The 20,391-nt window shown below is 69.8% G+C and carries 18 protein-coding genes; 9 read left to right on the forward strand and 9 right to left on the reverse strand.

The annotated features are described in order from the left end of the window. The first annotated feature begins 4 nt into the window (after positions 1 to 4). The 3 genes from BHU15_RS05815 to BHU15_RS05825 are packed head-to-tail and all read left to right on the forward strand — an operon-like array spanning position 5 to position 3,702. Complete coding sequence (locus BHU15_RS05815; RefSeq protein ID WP_079127923.1) at positions 5 to 1,057, forward strand: carbohydrate kinase family protein; 1,053 nt, start codon at positions 5 to 7, stop codon at positions 1,055 to 1,057. Then, positions 1,054 to 2,364 (forward strand): alpha-glucosidase/alpha-galactosidase, encoded by a 1,311-nt coding sequence (locus BHU15_RS05820; protein ID WP_069626181.1) that lies wholly within the window; start codon positions 1,054 to 1,056, stop codon positions 2,362 to 2,364. The genes BHU15_RS05815 and BHU15_RS05820 overlap by 4 nt, the downstream gene beginning before the upstream one ends. A gap of 39 nt (positions 2,365 to 2,403) precedes the next feature. Further along, positions 2,404 to 3,702 carry a Gfo/Idh/MocA family protein gene (locus BHU15_RS05825; protein ID WP_069626182.1) on the forward strand — a complete coding sequence of 433 codons (1,299 nt, stop codon included), beginning with the start codon at positions 2,404 to 2,406 and terminating at the stop codon, positions 3,700 to 3,702. 43 nt (positions 3,703 to 3,745) lie between these two features. Here BHU15_RS05825 and BHU15_RS05830 read toward each other — a convergent pair whose 3' ends face one another. Next, the gene (locus tag BHU15_RS05830; RefSeq protein ID WP_069626183.1) at positions 3,746 to 4,504 is read right to left on the reverse strand and encodes a dienelactone hydrolase family protein; all 759 of its coding nucleotides are present in this window, start codon (positions 4,502 to 4,504) and stop codon (positions 3,746 to 3,748) included. Positions 4,505 to 4,601: 97 nt separating this feature from the next. Further along, entirely contained in the window at positions 4,602 to 5,276 is a 675-nt protein-coding gene (locus BHU15_RS05835; protein WP_069626184.1) for a TetR/AcrR family transcriptional regulator, read from the reverse strand. A 376-nt stretch (positions 5,277 to 5,652) separates the two neighbouring features. Between BHU15_RS05835 and BHU15_RS05840 the strand changes: the two genes are divergently transcribed. After that, positions 5,653 to 6,864 carry a S8 family peptidase gene (locus tag BHU15_RS05840; protein WP_069626185.1) on the forward strand — a complete coding sequence of 404 codons (1,212 nt, stop codon included), beginning with the start codon at positions 5,653 to 5,655 and terminating at the stop codon, positions 6,862 to 6,864. 92 nt (positions 6,865 to 6,956) lie between these two features. Here the strand turns inward: BHU15_RS05840 and secD are convergent, their stop codons facing one another. The 3 genes from secD to BHU15_RS05855 all read right to left on the reverse strand — a co-directional run bounded on the left by secD (position 6,957) and on the right by BHU15_RS05855 (position 10,219). Beyond that, positions 6,957 to 9,305 (reverse strand): protein translocase subunit SecD, encoded by a 2,349-nt coding sequence (secD, locus tag BHU15_RS05845; RefSeq protein WP_069626186.1) that lies wholly within the window; start codon positions 9,303 to 9,305, stop codon positions 6,957 to 6,959. 76 nt (positions 9,306 to 9,381) lie between these two features. Beyond that, complete coding sequence (locus BHU15_RS05850; RefSeq protein WP_141726773.1) at positions 9,382 to 9,798, reverse strand: hypothetical protein; 417 nt, start codon at positions 9,796 to 9,798, stop codon at positions 9,382 to 9,384. A 160-nt stretch (positions 9,799 to 9,958) separates the two neighbouring features. After that, positions 9,959 to 10,219, reverse strand: a complete 261-nt coding sequence (locus BHU15_RS05855; protein WP_023543342.1) for a hypothetical protein — start codon at positions 10,217 to 10,219, stop codon at positions 9,959 to 9,961. A 208-nt stretch (positions 10,220 to 10,427) separates the two neighbouring features. Here BHU15_RS05855 and BHU15_RS05860 point away from each other — a divergent pair, with 208 nt between their 5' ends. Together BHU15_RS05860 and BHU15_RS05865 are read left to right on the forward strand one after the other, a co-directional pair. Next, complete coding sequence (locus BHU15_RS05860) at positions 10,428 to 10,655, forward strand: DUF397 domain-containing protein (RefSeq protein ID WP_069626188.1); 228 nt, start codon at positions 10,428 to 10,430, stop codon at positions 10,653 to 10,655. Between the two features lie 76 nt (positions 10,656 to 10,731). Further along, the gene (locus BHU15_RS05865) at positions 10,732 to 11,655 is read left to right on the forward strand and encodes a helix-turn-helix domain-containing protein (RefSeq protein WP_079127924.1); all 924 of its coding nucleotides are present in this window, start codon (positions 10,732 to 10,734) and stop codon (positions 11,653 to 11,655) included. Here BHU15_RS05865 and BHU15_RS05870 read toward each other — a convergent pair. Both BHU15_RS05870 and BHU15_RS05875 read right to left on the reverse strand, forming a co-directional pair. Further along, entirely contained in the window at positions 11,636 to 12,475 is an 840-nt protein-coding gene (locus BHU15_RS05870; protein ID WP_069626190.1) for an SAM-dependent methyltransferase, read from the reverse strand. The genes BHU15_RS05865 and BHU15_RS05870 overlap by 20 nt on opposite strands. A 123-nt stretch (positions 12,476 to 12,598) precedes the next feature. After that, a complete protein-coding gene (locus tag BHU15_RS05875) occupies positions 12,599 to 13,054 on the reverse strand; it encodes a hypothetical protein (RefSeq protein ID WP_069626191.1) in 456 nt (151 codons plus the stop codon). A gap of 503 nt (positions 13,055 to 13,557) precedes the next feature. Between BHU15_RS05875 and BHU15_RS05880 the strand changes: the two genes are divergently transcribed. Continuing rightward, positions 13,558 to 16,050, forward strand: a complete 2,493-nt coding sequence (locus BHU15_RS05880; RefSeq protein ID WP_069626192.1) for an alpha-L-fucosidase — start codon at positions 13,558 to 13,560, stop codon at positions 16,048 to 16,050. Positions 16,051 to 16,091: 41 nt separating this feature from the next. Here the strand turns inward: BHU15_RS05880 and hypB are convergent, their stop codons facing one another. Both hypB and BHU15_RS05890 read right to left on the reverse strand, forming a co-directional pair. Beyond that, positions 16,092 to 16,895 carry a hydrogenase nickel incorporation protein HypB gene (hypB, locus tag BHU15_RS05885; protein WP_069626193.1) on the reverse strand — a complete coding sequence of 268 codons (804 nt, stop codon included), beginning with the start codon at positions 16,893 to 16,895 and terminating at the stop codon, positions 16,092 to 16,094. 4 nt (positions 16,896 to 16,899) lie between these two features. Then, positions 16,900 to 17,364: a hydrogenase maturation nickel metallochaperone HypA/HybF gene (locus BHU15_RS05890; protein ID WP_218028044.1), complete on the reverse strand. Its 465-nt coding sequence runs from the start codon at positions 17,362 to 17,364 to the stop codon at positions 16,900 to 16,902. 53 nt (positions 17,365 to 17,417) lie between these two features. Between BHU15_RS05890 and BHU15_RS05895 the strand changes: the two genes are divergently transcribed. Together BHU15_RS05895 and BHU15_RS05900 are read left to right on the forward strand one after the other, a co-directional pair. After that, a complete protein-coding gene (locus BHU15_RS05895; protein ID WP_069626194.1) occupies positions 17,418 to 18,473 on the forward strand; it encodes an NADH-quinone oxidoreductase subunit B family protein in 1,056 nt (351 codons plus the stop codon). A 126-nt stretch (positions 18,474 to 18,599) separates the two neighbouring features. Next, on the forward strand, positions 18,600 to 20,372 hold the full coding sequence (locus BHU15_RS05900; RefSeq protein WP_069626195.1) for a nickel-dependent hydrogenase large subunit: 1,773 nt from the start codon (positions 18,600 to 18,602) through the stop codon (positions 20,370 to 20,372). Positions 20,373 to 20,391: the final 19 nt, after the last annotated feature.

Raw genomic sequence — 20,391 nt, forward strand, 5'->3', positions numbered from 1 at the left:
CCGGATGCCGCACAACCCGCCCAACTCCCACGCCTCGCCCCATGCCCGCGCCTTCGACCTTCTCGTCGTCGGGGACGTCAACCCCGACATCGTCGTCGGACCACTCGACGCGCCCCTCGCCTTCGGCCAGCGCGAACAACTCGTCGACAGCGGGCTGCTGACACTCGGCGGCTCCGCCGCGATCATGGCGTGCGGCGCCGCCCGGCTCGGGCTGAAGGTCGCCTTCGCCGGCCGCGTCGGGGACGACGAGGCCGGCAGGTTCGTCGTCGCGGCCCTGGCCGCGCGGGGCGTCGACACCAGTGCTGTACGGACCGACCCGGCCCTGTCGACCCCGCTGACCGTCGTGGTGACACGCGGCGACGGCGACCGTACGATCCTCACCGCGCCCGGCACCCTCGCCGCCACCCGCGCCGACGACGTACCCGACGCGCTGCTCGGCGACTGCCGCCATGTGCACGCCGCCTCCTACTTCCTGATGCCGTACCTGGCCCGCGCGCTGCCCGGCCTGTTCCGTACGGCGCACGACCGGGGCGTCACCACCTCGCTCGACACCAACGACGACCCGGCGGGCACCTGGGACAAGGACGGCTCGCGGGGGCTCGGCGCGCTGCTCGCCGTCACCGACATCCTGCTGCCCAATGCCCGGGAGGCCCGCGCGCTCGCCGGGCTGCCCGAGGACGCGCCCCTCGACACCGTCGCGGGCCAACTCGCCGCGCGTGGACCGCTGGTGGTCGTCAAGGACGGCGCCGACGGAGCCCTCGCCCACAACGGCCGCTCCGCGGTCCGTACCTCCGGCATCCCCGCCCGCCCGCTCGACACGGTCGGCGCGGGCGACAGCTTCGACGCCGGCTTCGTCGCCGCCGTCCTGGCCGGACACTCGACCGCCGACGCGCTCGAACTCGCCGCGGTCTGCGGCGCGTTGTCCACCCGCGCCTACGGAGGCACGCCCGCCCAGCCCACCTGGGACGAGGCCCATGAAGCCCACCAGACCCATGGAGCGCCCGCCGCCGACGCGGCCCGCACCACCACCCATCGCAACGGAGCCACCCTCGCATGAGCACCACCAAGATCGCCTTCATCGGCGCCGGAAGCGTCGTCTTCACCCAGGGGCTCCTGACGGACCTCTTCGCCTTCACCGAACTCCGTGACATCCACATCGCCCTGCACGACATCGACCCGGAACGGCTCGCCACCGCCCACGGCGCCGCCCGCCACATCGCCGACCGCAGCGGCGCCGCACCACGCATCACCGCGCACGCGGACCGCCGGGAGGCCCTGGCCGACGCCCAGTTCGTCATCAACATCGTCCAGGTCGGCATGGGTGGATCGACTCGTACCGACTTCGACGTACCCGCCGCGTACGGCGTCCGCCAGACCATCGGCGACACCCTCGGTATCGGTGGCATCTTCCGCGCGCTGCGCACCTTCCCCGTACTGAAGGCGCTCGGCGCGGACATCGCCGAACTGTGCCCCGACGCCTGGCTGCTCAACTACACCAACCCCATGGCGATGAACGTCCAGTACCTCACCGCCGCCACCGGACTGACCCGCGTCGTGGGCCTGTGCCACTCCGTCTACTGGACCCTGCGCGACCTGTCCGACCTGCTCGACGTGCCCTACGAGGAGGTCACCTACCGCGCGGCCGGGGTCAACCACCAGGCGTGGCTGCTGCGTTTCGAGCACAACGGAACCGACCTCTACCCCCGGCTGGACGAACTCATCGCCGCCGAGCCCCAGTTGCGGCGCCGGGTCCGCGTCGACATGTACCGGCGCCTCGGCTACTACCCCACCGAGACGAGCGAGCACTCGTCCGAGTACGTGCCCTGGTATCTGCACCACGACAGCGAGATCGAACGGCTGCGGCTGCCCGTCGGCGCGTACCTCGGGATCGTCGACGAGAACGTCGCCCTCTACGAGAAGACCCGCGACGCGCTCGCCGCCGGCGCCCCGCTCGATGTCGAGGGCACCATGGAGTACGCGCCCCAGGTCATCCACAGCATCGTCACCGGCACCCCCCGGACCGTCTACGGCAACGTCCCCAACCACGGTCTGATCGACAACCTCCCCGCCACCGGCACCGTCGAAGTCCCGTGCCTGGTCGACGCGTCGGGCGTCCAGCCGACCCGCATAGGCGAGCTGCCCGCCCAGTGCGCGGCGCTCAACCGCGGCTATCTGAGCATGAACGGCCTGGTCGTCAGGGCCGCCCTGGAGGACGACCCGCGCTCCGTACGCCAAGCCGCGATGGCCGACCCGGCGACCGCCGCCGCGCTGCCCGTGGAACGCATCTGGGAGCTGTGCGACGACATGGTGCGCGCGCACGGCGAGCTGCTCCAGCCGTCGCTGCGGGCCACCGGCCTGCTCTGACCGGCGCGCCACCCCACTCGGACGGAAGGCAGGGACAGGATGACGACCGGAGCGACGGCAACTCCCGTGACACTGGCGCTCGTCGGGGCCGGTCTGCGCGGACTGACCTACGCGCGGCACGCGGTGGCCCAGGGCACGGGCACCGTGGTGGCCGTCGCCGAACCCGACCCCCGCCGTCGCGCGGAGGCAGCCGCCGAGTTCGCCGTACCCCCGCAGCGGGTCTTCGCCGACGCGAGTGAACTCGCCGCGACAGGGCGGCGGTTGGCCGACGCCGCCGTCATCGCCACCCAGGACCGGTCACACACCGGTCCCGCCGTGGCGCTGGCCGGGCTCGGCTATCACCTGCTCCTCGAGAAGCCGATGGCGACCACCGAGCGCGACACCGTCGCGATCACGGAGGCGGCCCGTGACGCGGGCATCATGCTGGCCGTCTGCCACGTCCTGCGGTACACCCCGTACACCCGCGCCCTCAAGGAGCTGCTCGACGCCGGGCGGATCGGCCGGCTCGTCAGCGTCCAGCATCTCGAACCCGTCGGCTGGTGGCACCACGCGCACTCCTTCGTACGGGGCAACTGGCGCCGCACGGACACCTCGGCGCCCATGCTGCTCACCAAGTCCTGCCACGACATCGACTGGCTGGTCCATGTCATCGGCGAAAGCCCGTCCCGCGTCAGCTCGTTCGGGAACCTGACGCACTTCCGTGCGCGGGACACCCCGGCCGGCGCGACCGCGCGCTGTCTGGACTGCCCGCTGGAACCCGACTGCCCGTACTCGGCCAAGCGGCTGTACCTCGGCTGCCTGGGCGACCCGGACGCCGAGTTCTGGCCGCTGTCGGCGGTGACCTCCGACCACACCGAGGACGGTGTGCTGGACGCGCTGCGCACCGGGCCCTACGGGCGGTGCGTGTACGCGTGCGACAACGACGTCGTGGACCACCAGGTGGTGGCGATGGAGTTCCCGTCGGGCGCCACCTGCTCGTTCACGATGAGCGCCTTCACGCGCGTGGAGCAGCGCCGTACCCAGCTCATGGGCACGCACGGCTTCATCGACGGCGACGGACACACCCTTCGGGTCGTGGACTTCCGCGACGGTTCCGAGACGACGATCGACACCCTCACGGGCTCGGGCGCCTCCGAGGACGACGGTCACGGCGGGGGCGACGAGGAGCTGACGGCCGCCTTCCTCACGGCCGTCGCGACCGGCGACCCCTCGCCGCTGCTGTCCACCGCCGGACAGAGCCTGGCCACGCACCGGGTGGTGTGGGCCGCCGAGGAGGCCAGGACCACCGGGCGCGTGGTCCGGCTCGCACCGCTCGACGCGTCCGCTGCCCCGTCCTGACCGGCCGCCGACCCGGCCGGCGGCGCCGTTCACGCCGTGCCGGTCAGAGCGCGCGGCCCAGCAGGTCCAGCAGCGCCGTCCAGTGCCGCTCCGCCGCCTCGGCGTCGTACGACGCGGTGTCCGCCTGCGTATAGCCGTGGTGCGCGCCCGCGTACACCTCCGCCCGATGGCGGACACCGGCGTCGGTGAGGGCCTTTTCGAGGCGGTCGATCTGCTCCGGGGGCATCGCGGCGTCCTGATCGGCGTGGCCGAAGTACAGCTCGGCGGTGATCCGGCCGGCGCCCAGGTGCGGGCTGTCGGGTGCCTCACTGGCGAGGTGCGCGCCGTGGAACCCGGCCATCGCCGCGACCCGGTCCGGGTACGCGGCGGCGGTGCGCAGCGCCAGACCGGCCCCCATGCAGTAGCCGGTGACGCCGATCGGTCCCTCGGTGGTACGGGGGTCGGCGGCCAGCCGGTCGAGGTACGCGCCCGCGTCGCTGACGGTCATCTCCGGTGTCAGTGACCGCAGTCGGGGAAGCAGGCTCTCGAAGATCTCCGGGCGCCGGTCGTCGCTGATGAACGCGGGCAGTTCCACCAGCGGGGCCCGCCCGGCGCGGTAGAGGACGTTGGGCACCAGGACGGTGTAGCCGGCCGCCGCGACGCGGTCCGCCATGCCCGTCAGCTTCGGGCGCAGCCCGAAGGCGTCCGCGTAGAACAGGACGGCGGGGTGCGGGCCGGCGGACTCGGGGTGGACCAGGTAGGCGTCGGCGGTTCCGTCGGGGGTCGGGATGTCGACGGTCGATCCCTGTACAGCGGTGCTCATGTGGATGTCTCACTTCGTGGCTGGAGCGGTGGTTCGGGTGGTCGGCGCGGCTCAGGCCGGGCTCGCGGTGGTGCGGCGTCGGCCGTACGACGCGACGCTACAAGGCGGTACGGGGCGTGACGGGCGCGGTGAGCATGCCGACGATCGCGTCGGTCAGCGCGCCGGCCGTGCGCGCCCACGAGGAGCGCGGCGGGGCGGCGCCCCGGGCCAGGGCGTGTTCGCGTTCCGCGCAGGTGTGGGTGATCAACTGGCGTGCCATGTCCGCGCGTTCGGCCCGTACGCCGACGGGCATGTCCTCCACGCAGTGCCTGAGCCCTTCGAGGGTCCGCCGCAGGGAGGTCCTGACGAGGGCCTCGTCGATGCTGATCGCGCGCAGCAGCGGGTCGTTCATGACCTGGACCCCGAAGCGGGCCTGCCAGGACGGGATACCGAGCGAGGCCAGATGCTCCGCCACGGGCCGTACCAGACAGCCCACCCAGTCCCGGATGTCGTCGCTGTCGCCGGCCTCCGCCAGGTGCCGCCCCCGGATCAGATCGATCTGCTCGCCGTGCTTCAGGAGGATGGCGCGGATCAGCCCCGCCCTGCCGGTGAAGTGGTAGCTGACCGCGGCGACGTTGCCCTGGCCCGCCGCCTCGCAGATCTGACGGTTCGACACCGCGGAGAGCCCGTGCTCGGCGAAGAGCCGCTCCGCCGTCGACATGATCGCCTCACGGGTGTCCGTGACACGGTCGGCCCGCGTGGTCCTGCCGTGCCCGCCGTGTCCGCCGCTCATCGCTGGCCTCCTCGAACTGCTGCCGCTGCGTGGGTGGGTACTTCGGCGTCCGGCCCCCCGACCCCTCGAACCCCTCGGCCTTCGCAGTCAATCCGAGATCGATTAGCGAGTCAATCGACTGACTTAATACAAGCCACGGGCCGACTCGATCAACGCACGTGCTCCGCCCCGGACGGTCTCGCGAAGGTCGCGTTGCCTCTGCGTTACGGCGACTTGACGGAGTGTCAATTCCATGTCGCGGCCATGACATCACCCCGGAATCGCTTGTTCCGCCTGAACGCGCCAGGTCATCGTCGGTGTGCGGCGTACGACTCCGTACGCCACCCCCACCAGGCGCGTGGAAAGCCAACGCGCCACCTTTCGAAGGACTCTCTCGATGGCAGCAGTACGCGACACCAAGCGGCGCATCACCGTGGCGGTCACCACCGCGGCGACCCTGGCGGCGGTACTCGGCGCGGGTCTGGCCGCCCCCGCCCAGGCGGCCCCGGCGGAAGGCAGGATCCTGCACGCCGGCACGGCCGAGGCGGTGCCCGGCAGCTACATCGTCACCTTGAAGCAGACGGCCGGGCTGAAGGCGTCGACGGCCGAGGGCAAGAAGCTGATATCCGGCTACGGCGGCCAGATCAAGCGCACCTACACCTCCGCGCTCAACGGCTACGCCGCCACGCTCAGCACCGCGGAGGCGAAGCGGCTCGCCGCCGACCCGGCGGTCGCGCGGGTCGAGCAGGACCAGAAGGTCCACGCGACGGCCACCCAGACCAACGCACCCTGGGGTCTGGACCGCATCGACCAGCCGAACCTCCCGCTCAACGGCACCTACACCTACCCGGACTCGGCGGGCGGCGACACGACCGTCTACGTCCTCGACACCGGCGTGCGCATCAGCCACCAGGAGATCAGCGGCCGGGCCTCGTACGGCTGGGACTTCGTCGACAACGACGCCACCGCCCAGGACGGCGCCGGTCACGGCACGCACGTCGCCACGACCGTCGCCGGCACCACCTACGGCGCGGCGAAGAAGGCGAAGATCGTCGCCGTGCGGGTCCTCGGCAACAACGGCTCCGGCACGACCGCCGGGGTCATCGCCGGTGTCGACTGGATCACCGCCAACCACGTCGCCTCCTCCGTCGCCAACGTCTCGCTCGGCGGCGGTCCCAGCGCCACGCTGGACGACGCGGTACGCAGATCCATCGCGTCCGGGGTGACGTACTCGATCGCGGCCGGCAATTCGGGCGCGCTCGCGTCCAACTACTCACCCGCCCGGGTGGCCACCGCCATCACCGTCGGCGCCACGACCAGGACGGACGCGCGGGCCACGTACTCCAACTACGGCCCGACCGTGGACATCTTCGCGCCGGGCTCCGACATCACGGCCGGCTGGAACACCTCGGACAGCGCGACCTACACCGGTAACGGCACCTCCTTCGCCGCGCCGCACGTCTCGGGCGCGGCCGCGATCTACCTGACGAACCACCCGGGCGCCTCCCCGGCGGCCGTCGCCACGGCGCTGGTGAACGGCGCGACGTCCAACGTCATCACGGGCGTCGGCACCGGCTCCCCGAACAAGCTCCTCAGGCTCGTCCCGTAACGACACCGCAGCACGACACCGCGGCAACTCACCGCACGACGGCCGGGGATCCGGGCGTGGGAGCACCCCCACGCCTGGGTCCCCGGCCCGCGTCACACCCGTGCGCCGTTGTCGGCCGGCCGCCCGCGGCCGGCCTTCGGCCGCTGCCGCTGTCCCTGACCCGTACGGCCACCGTCCTTCCGGCGCGACTCCATCTCCAGCGCCACCGGCACGGCCGTGAACACGGACGAGTACGTCCCCACACAGATACCGATCAGCAGCGCCAGCGCGAAGTCCCTGAGCGAGTCCCCGCCGAGCACCGCCAGCGCGGTGAGGATGAACAGCGCGCCCATCCCCGTGTTCACCGTCCTGGGCACGGTCTGGAGTACGGCTGCGCGCGCGGCCGGCAGCAGGGGACTGCCCGGCCTCCTCGCCCACAGCTCACGGACCCGGTCGAAGACCACCACCGAGTCGTTGACCGAGTAGCCGATCACGGTGAGCAGCGCGGCCAGGAAGATCCCGTCGACCGGACGGCCCAGCCAGGCGAAGACCCCGACCAGGATCACCACGTCGTGCACCATCGCGGTCACCGACGCCACCGCGAACGACCAGCGGAACCGCACGGCCAGATAGAGGAGTTGGGCCCCGACCGCGATGCCCAGCGCGATGAGCGCGTGACGCCGCAGCTCGTCCCCGAGACTGGGGCCGATCAGGTCGTCCCGTACCTTCGTGGCCGCTCCGCCCTCCGCGCTCAGGGCGTCCCTGATGGCGGCCTCGGTCCGATCGCCGGTGTCTCCGGTCCGTACGGACAGCTCCCGCCCGCCCGCCGTCGTCACCTCGGCATCGGCGAAGCCCGCGTCGGCCAGGGCCGTGCGCGCCGTGTCGATGCCGACCGGCCGGCTCGTCGTGTACTCCATGAGCCGCCCGCCGGTGAACTCCACCCCGAGATTCAGCCCGCGCAACGTGACACCCAGCACGGCGAGTGCCACCACGACGGTCGAGACCCCCAGCCACCGCCGGTACCCGCGGAACAGCTGAGGGGCCCGGCGGGTCAGATACGTACGCACCCGGCCCCGCAGGCCGATCCCGTTGACGCCGGGGAAATCGGTGACGAAGCGGGAGCCCGCCGCCAGCTCGGTCAACGCCCGCGCGATGACCAGCGCGGAGAACATCGACACGAGTACGCCGATGGCGAGCGTGACTCCGAACCCCTTCACCGGCCCCGATCCGAGGCCGAAGAGAAGGCCCGCCGCGAGGAGCGTCGTCACGTTGGAGTCGACGACAGCGGTGCGGGCGTTCCGGAATCCGGCGGCCAGCGCGGACCGCAGCGGGCGGCTCGTACGACCGGAACGACTCGCGTACTCCTCCCGCGCCCGTTCGAAGGCCAGCACATTCGCGTCGACCGCCATACCGATGGCCAGGACGAATCCGGCCAGTCCGGGGAGCGTCAGGGTCACGCCGAGCGCGACCAGCGCGGCGTACGAGATCAGCGTGTACCCGGCCAGGGCCAGCGCGGCGAGACCGCCGAAGAGCCGGTACACGAAGGTGATGAACAGGGCGGTCAGACCGGCGCCGATCACCGCGGCCCGCGCGCTCGCGCTGATCGCCTCGGCGCCCAGCGTCGGGCCCACGGTGCGCTGTTCGACGACCTCGACCGGTACGGGCAGGGCCCCGCCCTTGATCAGCAGCGCCAGGTTCTTGGCCTCGTCGGCGGAGAACGATCCGGTGATCTGTGTGGTGCCGGACGGCAGCCCGGCCCCGCAGGTCACCGAAGGGCTCACCTGCGGTGAGGAGATCACCTTCTCGTCCAGCACGATCGCGACCCGGCGCCGTTCGTCCTGGGGCGGGTGGCAGGCGGCTTCTCCGGTGAGGCGCGTCCAGTCGCGGGACGCGTCGTCGCGGAAGTCGAGGGAGACCGACCAGCCCGCTCCCCGCTGCCCGTCGAACTCCGCGCGTGCGTCCTTCACCCCCGCGCCCGACAGATCCGGGGCCCCGAGCCTGAGCCGGCCCCCGCTCTCGTCGGGCAGCACCAGCTCCTCCGAGTCCGAGTCCGAGTCCGAGTCCGACTCCGACTCCGGGTCGGGCTTCGGGTCGGGCGCGGCGTCGTCGGGGACGCCGATGACGGGATGGAAGGTCAGCTGGGCCGTCCGGCCGAGCACCTCCGCGGCCTCGCGCGGATCGGTCACATCGGGAAGCTCGATGAGAACACGGTCCTCGCCGGAACGCGTGACGGTCGGCTCCGCGACCCCCAACGCGTCGATCCGCTCGCGCAGGACCTCCACCGTACGGTCGGTGCTCTCCCGGTCCGCCTTCGCGGTCGGTGAGTCCTTGGCCTGGAGTACGAGCCGGGTGCCGCCTTGCAGGTCCAGCCCCAGTCTGGGGCTCATGGTGAGTGTGACGAAGAGCGATACGAGCAGCACGACCGCGGCCAGAACTGCCCGCACCGTGGTGGCGCGAGTCATGGGAATCCTCCGGGAGGGCGCCGGAACGCGCCGCGCCACGGGGGGATACGGGCCTGGCTCTCAGGCCCGCCCACCTCTACCGAGGGCGGTGCACCGGCGCGGGAACGGGACAGTGCGGATGACTGCTCCCGCGAGGAGGTCCGCGGACGTCCGGCAGACCCGAAGGACCGGTCGCCGGCGCGTTGATGCCGGCCAGGGCGCCGCACTCCACGACGGCGCGCGGGACGGGAAGTACCGAGGGGGCCGGCAGGGCGCCGCTGTCGGGCTGGGGCGGCGGATGCTGCCGCGTACGCTCGGGCGCCCAGATTCCGGTGGACGCCACCCGGGTCGGCGCACCCGCGGAGGTCCGCTCGGAACGCGCCGGCCGGTCGGTCTGCTGGGGGAGTGTCCGCTGTACGGGGGTGGCCGCCGCGGCGCCCACGCCCGTGACGCCGAGCGCGGACGCCGGAGCGGGGGACACCAGGGTGACGACGCCCAGAAGCAGCGCCGACAACACCCCCGCGGCACGCTGCCGGACTCTCCAAGCCGTCCGCCGCACCCGTGAGTTCGCCGGCGCGGGGCTCGCGCGACGGGCGCGCGGCTTCCGTGCCTGGACATTCACCGTCTCAAGGTACCTGGTGCGAGCCGTCGGGCGGACGGCCGTACGGATACGGTCAGATGAGCCCCGCGCGTACGTCGGCGAGCGCCTCGTCGAGCGTGTCGGCGGTGTTCTCGTGCCCGCTGAACCCCTCGTCCTCGGCGGGGTCGATGGTCCATCCCCAGCCGCTCTCCGGGTGCCCGTCGATCGTCGCCGCGTGCTCGCCCTTGGTGAGGGTGATCGACAGATTGCCCGCCGGGAAGGCGGTCACCTCGGCGTGCGCGCTCTCGCCGAACGCGTGATGGATGGCGTCGCGGGCTTCCTGCTCCGTGGTCATGGCTGCTCCTGGCTGAAAGTGGACCGGCGGGACCCGGCGAGGGTAATCGAACGCTTTTCTTCCGGCTGATGCCGCGCTCGGCGGGTACACCGTGATCACTCTTCAGGGGGACAGTTCCCTTCGAGGGTCCCGGTCTACTATCGCCGTGTTCCAGCCCGTGCAATTGCACGGGAATGCACGTGCCCCCACACACAGGCAGGAGAAGCGTATGGACGGCTATCGCAACGGTGTCTCCGCGGGTTCCCTCACGGCGGACTGGATCAAGAGCGAGATGAGTTCGGCCAACGGTCAGTGCGTCGAACTCGCCTCCCTGCCCGGCGGTAAGGTGGCGATGCGCAACTCGACCGATCCCGACGGGCCGGCGCTGATCTTCGAGGCGACCGAGATGGCGGCCTTCCTGGACGGTGCGAGGAAAGGCGAGTTCGACACCCTGTAGTCCAACTGGTGTGGTTTGAATACCAGTTCGGTGGGACACGCGAGCTTCGCCGTGCCATGATGAGCCACGCTTATTCATGAACGGAGCGCGCGTGTCCCATCAACCTGATAACCCGGTCCCGCTTTTCGGCCCCGTTCGTCAAACGAGTCTCAATCCGACAGCGGCCGGTATCGTGCTCGGCACGCAACTGCGCAGAATGCGTGAGGCCCACGATCTCACCGCCACCCACTCGGCGAAATTGATCAACGCCTCTGTTTCCAAGGTGAGCCGGCTCGAACGGGCGCTGAGCCCGCCCGATCTGCGGGACGTCGAGATCCTCGCCACCAAGTACGGGGCGAACGCGGCCGAGCGCGCCGATCTGAGGCATCTCGCCCGCCGCGCGCTGGAACCCGAATGGTTCGACCGCTACTCGGACTACGCGGCCTCGTGGATGCAGCGGCTGATCGCGCTGGAGTCCGACGCCGTGTACTTCTGCGCCTACGAGGCCCGGATCGCACCCGGCCTCCTCCAGACCCCCGCGTACGCGCGCCAGATCATCAGCGACGGCCTGCGCGTCTGTGAGGGCGACCAGGTGGAGCAGCGCCTCGCGCTGCGCGAGGAGCGGCAGCGGCGGTTCTTCGAGCAGCCCGACCCGCCCAAGGGGAAGTTCCTGCTGGACCAGTCGGTGCTGCTCCGCCAGGTCGGCACCCGGCAGACCATGGCCGAGCAGCTGCGCAAGCTCCTCGAATACAGCGACCGGCCCGGTGTCACCATCCAGTTCGTGCCGCTGAGCAGCAGCGTCGTGTCCAACCACGGCTCCATGGCGCATCTGCGCTTCGCCCCCCTCGGGCCACCCGCCATGGTGTATGTCGAGGGGGACGACGACGCGACGTACTACGTCAAGCCGGACGACGTGGAACGGCGCGTCGAGCTGATGCTGCGCCTGAGCCACGAGGCGGCGGCCTCCTGGCGCGACAGCCGGGCCATACTGCTGGACGCGATCAAGCAGTACGAGGTCTAGGGACCGCGCTCCGCCGGCTCGCCGGGACCTCGGCCAGCCCGCCGTACTCCGTCCACTCGATGCTGCGCTGCCGTTGCTGGAGCTCCGAGTCGGGGCGCCAGTCCGTGACATCGACCAGTCCTGGCGGCTGGACCACCAGACCGTCGAAGTACCGGTCCACCTCGGCCCGTTCGCGTACCTGACCCCATCGGCCGTGGGTCTGTTCCAGCATCATCTCCGTCACCTGGCGGCGCAGCTCGGCGTCGTCGCTGACCAACTGGCAGATCACCACGAAGCTGCCGGGCCGCAGGCGGTCCACGACACGTGTGACGAGTTCGGCCGGTCCGGCGGAGTCGGGAATGCAGTGCAGGACGGAGTTGAAGAGAACACCGACCGGCTGATCGAGATCGATGAGCCGCTTGAAGTCGGTGTGCCCCAGGATGTGGTCCGTCTCCAGCATGTCCGACGCGATGACCACGCTCTGGTCGTTCTCGTCGAAGACCGCCTGTCCGTGGGCGAGAACGACGGGGTCGTCGTCGACGTACACGACATGTGTCCGGGGATCAACGGCCTGAGCGATCTGATGCACATTGTTCTGCGTCGGCAGTCCGGAGCCGAAATCGACGAACTGCCGAATTCCGTGCTCCTCGGCCATGACCCGCACCACGCGTTCCAGGAACCAGCGGTTGTTCCTGGCCAGTTCCTTCGTGGTGGGTGCGACCTTCAGGAGTTGCTCGGACGCTTTCTGGTCGACTTCGTAGTTGTAATGGCCGCCGAGCAGCCAGTCGTACATTCGCGCCGCACTCGGTACGGATAAATCGACACGCCTGTTGTCCGCCAAGGGACAGACTCCTCCCGGTTCGAGCCCCGATCTCGCCAGGGAATACGAGCCCATCCTAGGAGGGCAGCCGAAGGCGCACCACCACGTGTCGGCGTGATGATGCGCCCCGGAGTCGGGTCCGTGTCACGGACGGGAAGCGCGATGCTCCAGTTGTCGGAGTGCCGTGGCCGAGCACTTTCGCCGGACCGTCAGCACAGACGCGGCGACCGCCGGCGGATCGATGCCCATGAGATCGGCGACGGCCTCGATCGTCATGGACAGCCGCCACCGCAACAAGGCGATGTCCGCGGCGTCCTGCGGGAGGGCGGCGTACAGCCAGGCGACGGCCGGGTCCGCTCCGACGACGTGCGGGCTCGCGGCCCGGATCTGCGCGCGCAACTGCCCCCAGGCGTCCGCCGCGGGACGGGCGCCGCGCAGGAAGTCGCCCCACCGGCCGCCGACGGCGGCGAGGGTCGCCTCGACGGCGGCCCGGCTCGCGCTCTCGTCGACCAGTCTCGCCCGTGCGTAGCGGAGATAGTCGGGCCGGTGCAGCTGTACGAAAGCGGCGAGGCCGAGAAGGCTGTGCTGATTGGTCGGCATACCGGGAACGGCTGCGGAAATGCCGGGCGCACTGCTATCGTGCGATTGCCCGGAGGGCGGATCTATCCAACCTCGGCGAAATTGGTCAAGCATCGAATCTCCGCTTTTGATCGATTCGCACCCTGGGTTCTGGCTGGTACCCATTCCCGGGGCGGGCTCCTTACCGGGAGCTGAAACGACCGTACCGTGTGTCACTCCGCGACTCTCGTGAACAGCCCCTCATGCAAAGTCAGATTCGGCCGGACACCCCAATGGGCGGCCATCGCAGTGCTGTTCGATATTCGATTCGAATTCTTATCCACTTTCTGTGCGAGTGAGTCGTTTTCCTTTCGAATTCGATCGAAGCCACCGAACCGGCCGCGTCGCAGGGGGTGACGCGGCGCCAACTGACCTCTAACATCCGATGAGTTGGCCCGCACGATGGTCAAAGTTGGGCGCAAAGTGCCCAATTGGGATGTCGGGGTCGGATGTATCCACGGGATCGCTCGCGGAGGAGTGTCGCCATGCGCAAGGTGATCGGAGTCGTGCTCGCGTTGCTGCTCGCCATCGGGGCGGTGGCGACCAGCCCTCCCGCGGCCGTCGCGACCTCGGCGGACCGGCCCGACAGACCGGCCGTCCGCGGCGTACCGGGCGCCATCGATCTCAGCGCCGACGAGGATCTCGCGGCCTGGCAGCGGCTCCAGTTCGGGATGTTCATCCACTGGGGTCTCTTCTCCGAACTGGGCGGCGTCTGGCAGGGCAAGCCCGTCACCTCCGGTTACAGCGAGCAGATCCAGATGTGGGCGAACATCTCCGAGGAGGAGTATCTGGATGTCGCCGCCCGCTTCCGGCCCGACCGCTTCGACCCCGCGGAGATCTGCTCGCTCGCCAAGCAGGCCGGTATGCGTTACGTCGTCATCACCAGCAAGCACCACGACGGCTTCTCCATGTTCGACACCGCCACCACCGATTACGACGTGACGGACGCGACCCCTTACGGCAAGGACCCTCTGAAGGCGCTCGCCGACGAATGCCGGAGCCAGGGACTGAAGTTCGGCTTCTACTTCTCCCTGGTGGACTGGCACCAGGGCCACGCGTTCGACGGCAACAACAACAATCCGATTCCCGCCTCGATGGAACCCGTGATCAAGGCGCAGATACGCGAGCTGATGACCAACTACGGCGACATCGCCGAGGTGTGGTTCGACATGTCGTCGCCCACCGGCACCCAGAGCGAGGAGTTCGCCGGCATCGTCCGCGAACTCCAGCCGAAGGCGGCGGTCAACAGCCGGGTATGGAACAACAAGGGCGACTTCCGCACACTCGGCGACAACGAGATCCCCTCCGTCGCACTCGACGGCGCCTGGCAGACCCCCGCGTCGATCTACCACGACACCTGGGGCTACCGCAGCTGGCAGGTCCGCGACGACCTGCCCGGCAAGATCCGCGACCTCGTCGTCGGACTCACCGGCGTACGGGCCCGCGGCGGCAACTATCTGCTCAACATCGGCCCGCGCGGCGACGGTTCGGTGGTCGAGTTCGAGGCCGACGTCCTGCGCGGAATGGGCGACTGGCTCGACCGCCACCCGGACGCCGTACTCGACGCCTCCGCGACCCGGCTCGGTGGACAGCCCTGGGGCGAGGTGACGGTCAACGACCGCGATCTGTTCCTGCACGTGACCGACTGGCCGGAGACCGGCGAACTGCGCCTGCCCGGCCTGGCCAGCGCTGTACGGGAGGTCCGCGAGGACGGGGCGGCTGGGGCACTCGGCTGGCGCCTCGACGGAGACGACCTCGTCGTCTCGCTGCCCGCGACCCCCCGCGACCAGGTGCTTCCCGTGATCAAGGTCGAACTGGGCTCCGAGCTGCGGATTATCCCGCAGGGGACCGTCCCTCTGGGCCGCGACGGAGCGGCGGCGCTCGGCGCCGCGGACTTCGAGCAGGGCTACAGCTACGCCGACGACGGCAGCTACTCCAGCACCCGGCGGACCACCGTGCGCCACACCGCGTACGTCACCCCCGACCGTGCCGGGAGGGTGTCACTGGCGGTACGGGGAGAGGCCCGCCCGGACGCGCTCTACCGCCTCCAGGTCGGCTCCCGGTCGAAGCTGGTGACGGGCGAGGAACTGACCCGCGAGGCCGTCGGCCCCTTCCCCGTACAACCCGGCCAGGTCACCCCCGTCACCCTCACCCTCGCGCGGCCCGCCCACGCGGGCGAGGATCTCGGGCTACGCCTCGACGCGCTGCTCGTCGCACCCGCCGGAAGCGTCGTCTCCTGGGCCCAGGCGCCGGACCGGCTCACGGTCGGGACCGTGACGGACGTACCGGTCCATGTGACGAACCTCGGTCACCGGGCGGCGCGCGGCACCCTCACCCTGCGGACACCCGAGGGGTGGACCACTGGCGGGGGAGAGCGTTTTGACGGCCTGGAAGCAGGCCGCACCCACACCCTGACGGCCCCCGTGTCGATACCGGCGACCGGCGCGACCGGCCCGGCCGCACTGGAAGCCGTCGTCACCGGCGGTGGAGGGAAGATCCTTCAACTCACCAGCCGCACCGAGGTCGTGCTGCCCAACGTGGCACGCGGCAGAACGGCGACCCAGTCGAGCACGGCCTGGGACGGAGTCGCGAGCCGCGCGGTGGACGGCGACACCGCGGGGGACTACCTCCGCGACAACACCACGACCCACACCGCCGAACCCTCCCGTGAGGCGTGGTGGCAGGTCGATCTGGAGGCGTCCCGCGCCATCGACACCGTCGAGATCTTCAACCGCACCGACTGCTGCGCCGAACGCCTGGCCGACTACTGGGTGCTGGTCTCCGACACCCCCTTCACCTCCGACTCCCTGGAGGAGACCCGCACCGCACCGGGCGTGACCGCCGTCCACCTGAAGGACCAGGCGGGCCGCCCGACAAACGTCGAACTCGACGGAGCACGGGGCCGCTACGTACGCGTCCAACTGGCGTCGGCCACCAACCCGCTGTCCCTGACGGAGGTCGTCGTCCGGGCCAGATAGCCGCGTACGGCCACCAGGACACGCAGCGGGCGTGCCACCGCTCAGTACTGCTCGGCCACCCAGTCGTACCAGGCCCGCATCCCCTCGCCGGTCGTCGCAGACACGGCCAGCAGGCGCAGGCCCGGGTTGACCGAGCGGGCGTACTCCTCGCAGCGGGCCATGTCGAAGTCGACGTACGGCAGCAGGTCGACCTTGTTGATGATCACCAGGTCCGCCGCGGCGAACATGTACGGGTACTTGAGCGGCTTGTCCGTGCCCTCGGTGACCGAGATGATCACGACCCGACTGCGCTCCCCGAGGTCGAAGAGAGCGGGGCAGACCAGATTGCCGACGTTCTCCACCAGGACGAGCGATCCGGGCTCCGGCGTCAGGGTCGTGAGCGCGTCGCGCATCATCTCCGCGTCGAGATGACAGCCCGCGCCGGTGTTGACCTGGACGACGGTGCTGCCCGCCCGCTTGATCCGCTCGGCGTCGAGCATCGTCTCCTGGTCGCCCTCGACGACCGCGACCGGACGCCGGCCGGCGAGGTCCCGGATGGTGCGCTCCAGCAGGGTGGTCTTGCCGGCGCCGGGTGAACTCATCAGGTTCACCGCCACGATGCCCTGTTCGGCCAGCCAGGCGCGGTTACGGGCGGCCAGATCCTCGTTCTTGGCGAGGACCCGCTGTTCGAGGGTGATGGTCTCGCCGCCGCCGGCCGCCCCGCGGATCGCGACCGCCGGGCCGTGGCCGTGGCTGTGGTCGTGACCGTGGTCGAGATCGCCCTCGTGGGGATGGGTGTGGGGTACGGCGACACGCGTCCCGCCGCCCCCCTCGCTTCCGCCCGAGCAACCGCACGTACCGCACATAGGGTCAGCCCACTCTCATGGAGATGATCTGGAGTTCCCGGCCCGACGTGATCTCCACATCGGCGCTCCCGCACGGACACAGCAATACAAGATCGGTCAGGGTGAAGTCCGCCGAACACGCCCGGCAGCGCGCGGTTCCCGGAGGTTGCTCGATTTCGAGTGCCGCGCCTTCCGCGACCGTGCCCGCGGTGGTCAGATCGAAGCAGAAGCGCATGGAGTCCGGGACCACCGCGGTCAGCATTCCCACCCGGACACTGACGGTGTGCACCGGCCTTCCCGCGGCACGCTCACATACCGCGTCGACAATGCTCTGCGTAATCGACAATTCATGCATCGACGGGCCGGCCTTCCCCAAGTCACCCAATTGGCTCAGCTTCGCGGGGCGGAACAGATAGGGCCGCCCGGACGAAACTCGTGTTGACAGAACACTCAGCCAGATCCTAGATGGTAGCAATGTGAGCGAGGCCACACACATGAGATTCATGGGTATCGGGTGGGACAATCCCGGAAGGCAGCGGTGCTATGCCGACAGAAGCGGCGAAAAAAGCCGAGGACACACTGATTCACGTGCTGTGGATCAATGCCGGACTGAGCTGTGACGGGGACTCGGTCGCGCTGACCGCCGCGACGCAGCCCAGCATCGAGGAGATCGCGCTCGGCGCGCTGCCCGGTCTTCCGCAGATCGCCGTGCACTGGCCGCTGATCGATTTCGAGTGCGGCCCCAACGGCGGCGCCGACGATTTCCTGGAGTGGTTCTTCAAGGCGGACCGCGGCGAACTGGAGCCGTTCGTCCTGGTCGTCGAGGGCTCGATCCCCAACGAGAAGCTGCACGACGAGGGCTACTGGTCGGGCTTCGGCAACGACCCGGCGACCGGCCAGCCCATGACCACCAGCGAGTGGCTCGACCGGCTGACGCCGAAGGCCACGGCGGTCGTCGCGGTCGGCACCTGCGCCACCTACGGCGGCATCCACGCCATGGCGGGCAACCCCACCGGCGCCATGGGCGTACCGGACTATCTGGGCTGGGACTGGAAGTCCAAGGCGGGCATCCCCATCGTGTGCGTCCCCGGCTGCCCCATCCAGCCGGACAACCTCTCCGAGACGCTCACCTATCTGCTCTACATGGCCACCGACCAGGCCCCGATGATCCCCCTCGACGACGAACTGCGCCCGACCTGGCTGTTCGGCCAGACCGTGCACGAGGGCTGCGACCGGGCCGGCTACTACGAGCAGGGCGACTTCGCGACGGAGTACGGCTCGCCCAAGTGCATCGTGAAGCTCGGCTGCTGGGGCCCGACGGTGAAGTGCAACGTGCCCAAGCGCGGCTGGATGAACGGCATCGGCGGCTGCCCCAACGTCGGCGGCATCTGCATCGGCTGCACCATGCCCGGCTTCCCCGACAAATTCATGCCGTTCATGGACGAGCCCCCCGGCGGGAAGCTCTCCACGAATGCCGTCGGCCTCTACGGGGCCACGATGCGGCGCCTGCGACACATCACCACCCACACCCTCGACCGCGAACCGAAATGGCGTAAACGCGGCAAGGAACTCACCACCGGCGCCACCCGCAACTGGTAAATCCGTCGAACTGCCCCATCGGCCGCCGCTCCGGCGGCCGATGGGGCACTCGGCTGGCAAGCACCGGGTATCACCTGGCAATTCACCGTTCCACGACATCGCGAACCGGAAAGAAGAGGCGGCCTCATGACGGCGACGAGCCAGGGCAAAGACGAACTGGTGGAGATGGCGTGGGATCCCATCACCCGGATCGTCGGGAGTCTGGGTATCTACACGAAGATCGACTTCAAGCAGAAGGTCGTCGCCGAGTGCCACAGCACCAGCTCGATCTTCCGCGGCTATTCGGTCTTCATGAAGGGCAAGGACCCGCGCGACGCCCACTTCATCACCAGCCGGATCTGCGGAATCTGCGGTGACAACCACGCCACCTGTTCCTGTTACGCGCAGAACATGGCGTACGGCGTGAAGCCGCCGCATCTGGGCGAGTGGATCGTGAATCTCGGCGAGGCCGCCGAGTACATGTTCGACCACAACATCTTCCAGGAGAATCTGGTCGGGGTCGACTACTGCGAGAAAATGGTCGCGGAGACCAATCCCGGCGTACTCGAACAGGCCAACCGCACCGAGTCGCCGCACGCGGCGGACCACGGGTACAAGACCATCGGCGACATCATGCGGTCGCTGAACCCCTTCACGGGCGAGTTCTACCGCGAGGCCCTTCAGGTCAGCCGGATGACCCGCGAGATGTTCTGCCTCATGGAGGGCCGCCATGTGCACCCCTCCACGCTCTACCCCGGCGGGGTGGGCACGGTGGCGACCATCCAGCTCATGACGGACTACATCACCCGTCTCCAGCGCTACGTGGAGTTCATGAAGAAGGTCGTGCCCATGCACGACGACCTCTTCGACTTCTTCTACGAGGCGCTGCCCGGCTACGAGCAGGTCGGCAACCGCCGTATCCTGCTGGGTTGCTGGGGCTCCTTCCAGGACCCGGAGCACTGCAACTTCGAGTACAAGGACATGACCGACTGGGGTCGGAAGATGTATGTGACCCCCGGCGTCGTCGTGGACGGCAAGCTCGTCACCACCGACCTGGTGAAGATCAACCTCGGCATCCGCATCCTGCTCGGCTCGTCGTACTACAACGACTGGGACGAGCAGGAGATGTTCGTGACCCACGACCCCCTCGGCAACCCGGTCGACAAGCGCCACCCGTGGAACCAGCACACCAACCCGCAGCCGCAGAAGCGCGACCTGGGCGACAAGTACAGCTGGGTCATGTCGCCGCGCTGGTTCGACGGCAAGGACTACCTGGCGCTCGACACCGGCGGCGGGCCGCTCGCCCGGCTCTGGGTCACCGCGCTGGCCGGCCTGGTCGACATCGGCTACATCCAGGCCACCGGCAAGAGCGTGAAGATCAACCTCCCCAAGACCGCGCTGAAGGGCCCGGTCGAGCTGGAGTGGCACGTCCCGCGCTGGAGCAACACGATCGAGCGCAACCGCGCGCGGACCTACTTCCAGGCGTACGCGGCGGCCTGCGCCCTGCACTTCGCCGAGAAGGCCCTCGTGGAGATCCGGGCCGGCCGCACCAAGACGTGGGAGAAGTTCGAGGTCCCGGAGGAGGCCGTCGGCTGCGGCTTCACCGAGGCCGTACGCGGTGTGCTCTCGCACCACATGGTGATCAAGGACGGCAAGATCGCCAACTACCACCCGTACCCGCCGACCCCGTGGAACGCGAGCCCGCGCGACACCTACGGGACACCGGGGCCCTACGAGGACGCGGTGCAGGGCCAGCCGATCTTCGAGGAGAACGACCGGGAGAACTTCAAGGGCATCGACATCATGCGCACGGTCCGCAGCTTCGACCCCTGTCTGCCCTGCGGCGTGCACATGTATCTCGGTGAGGGCAAGAAGCTGGAGCTGCTGCACTCGCCCACGCAGTCCGCGGGCAGTGAGTGACGTGCCCGAGGCTCCCCGG

The organism is Streptomyces niveus, from assembly GCF_001723055.1.
GTDB classification, from domain to species: Bacteria; Actinomycetota; Actinomycetes; order Streptomycetales; family Streptomycetaceae; genus Streptomyces; species Streptomyces niveus.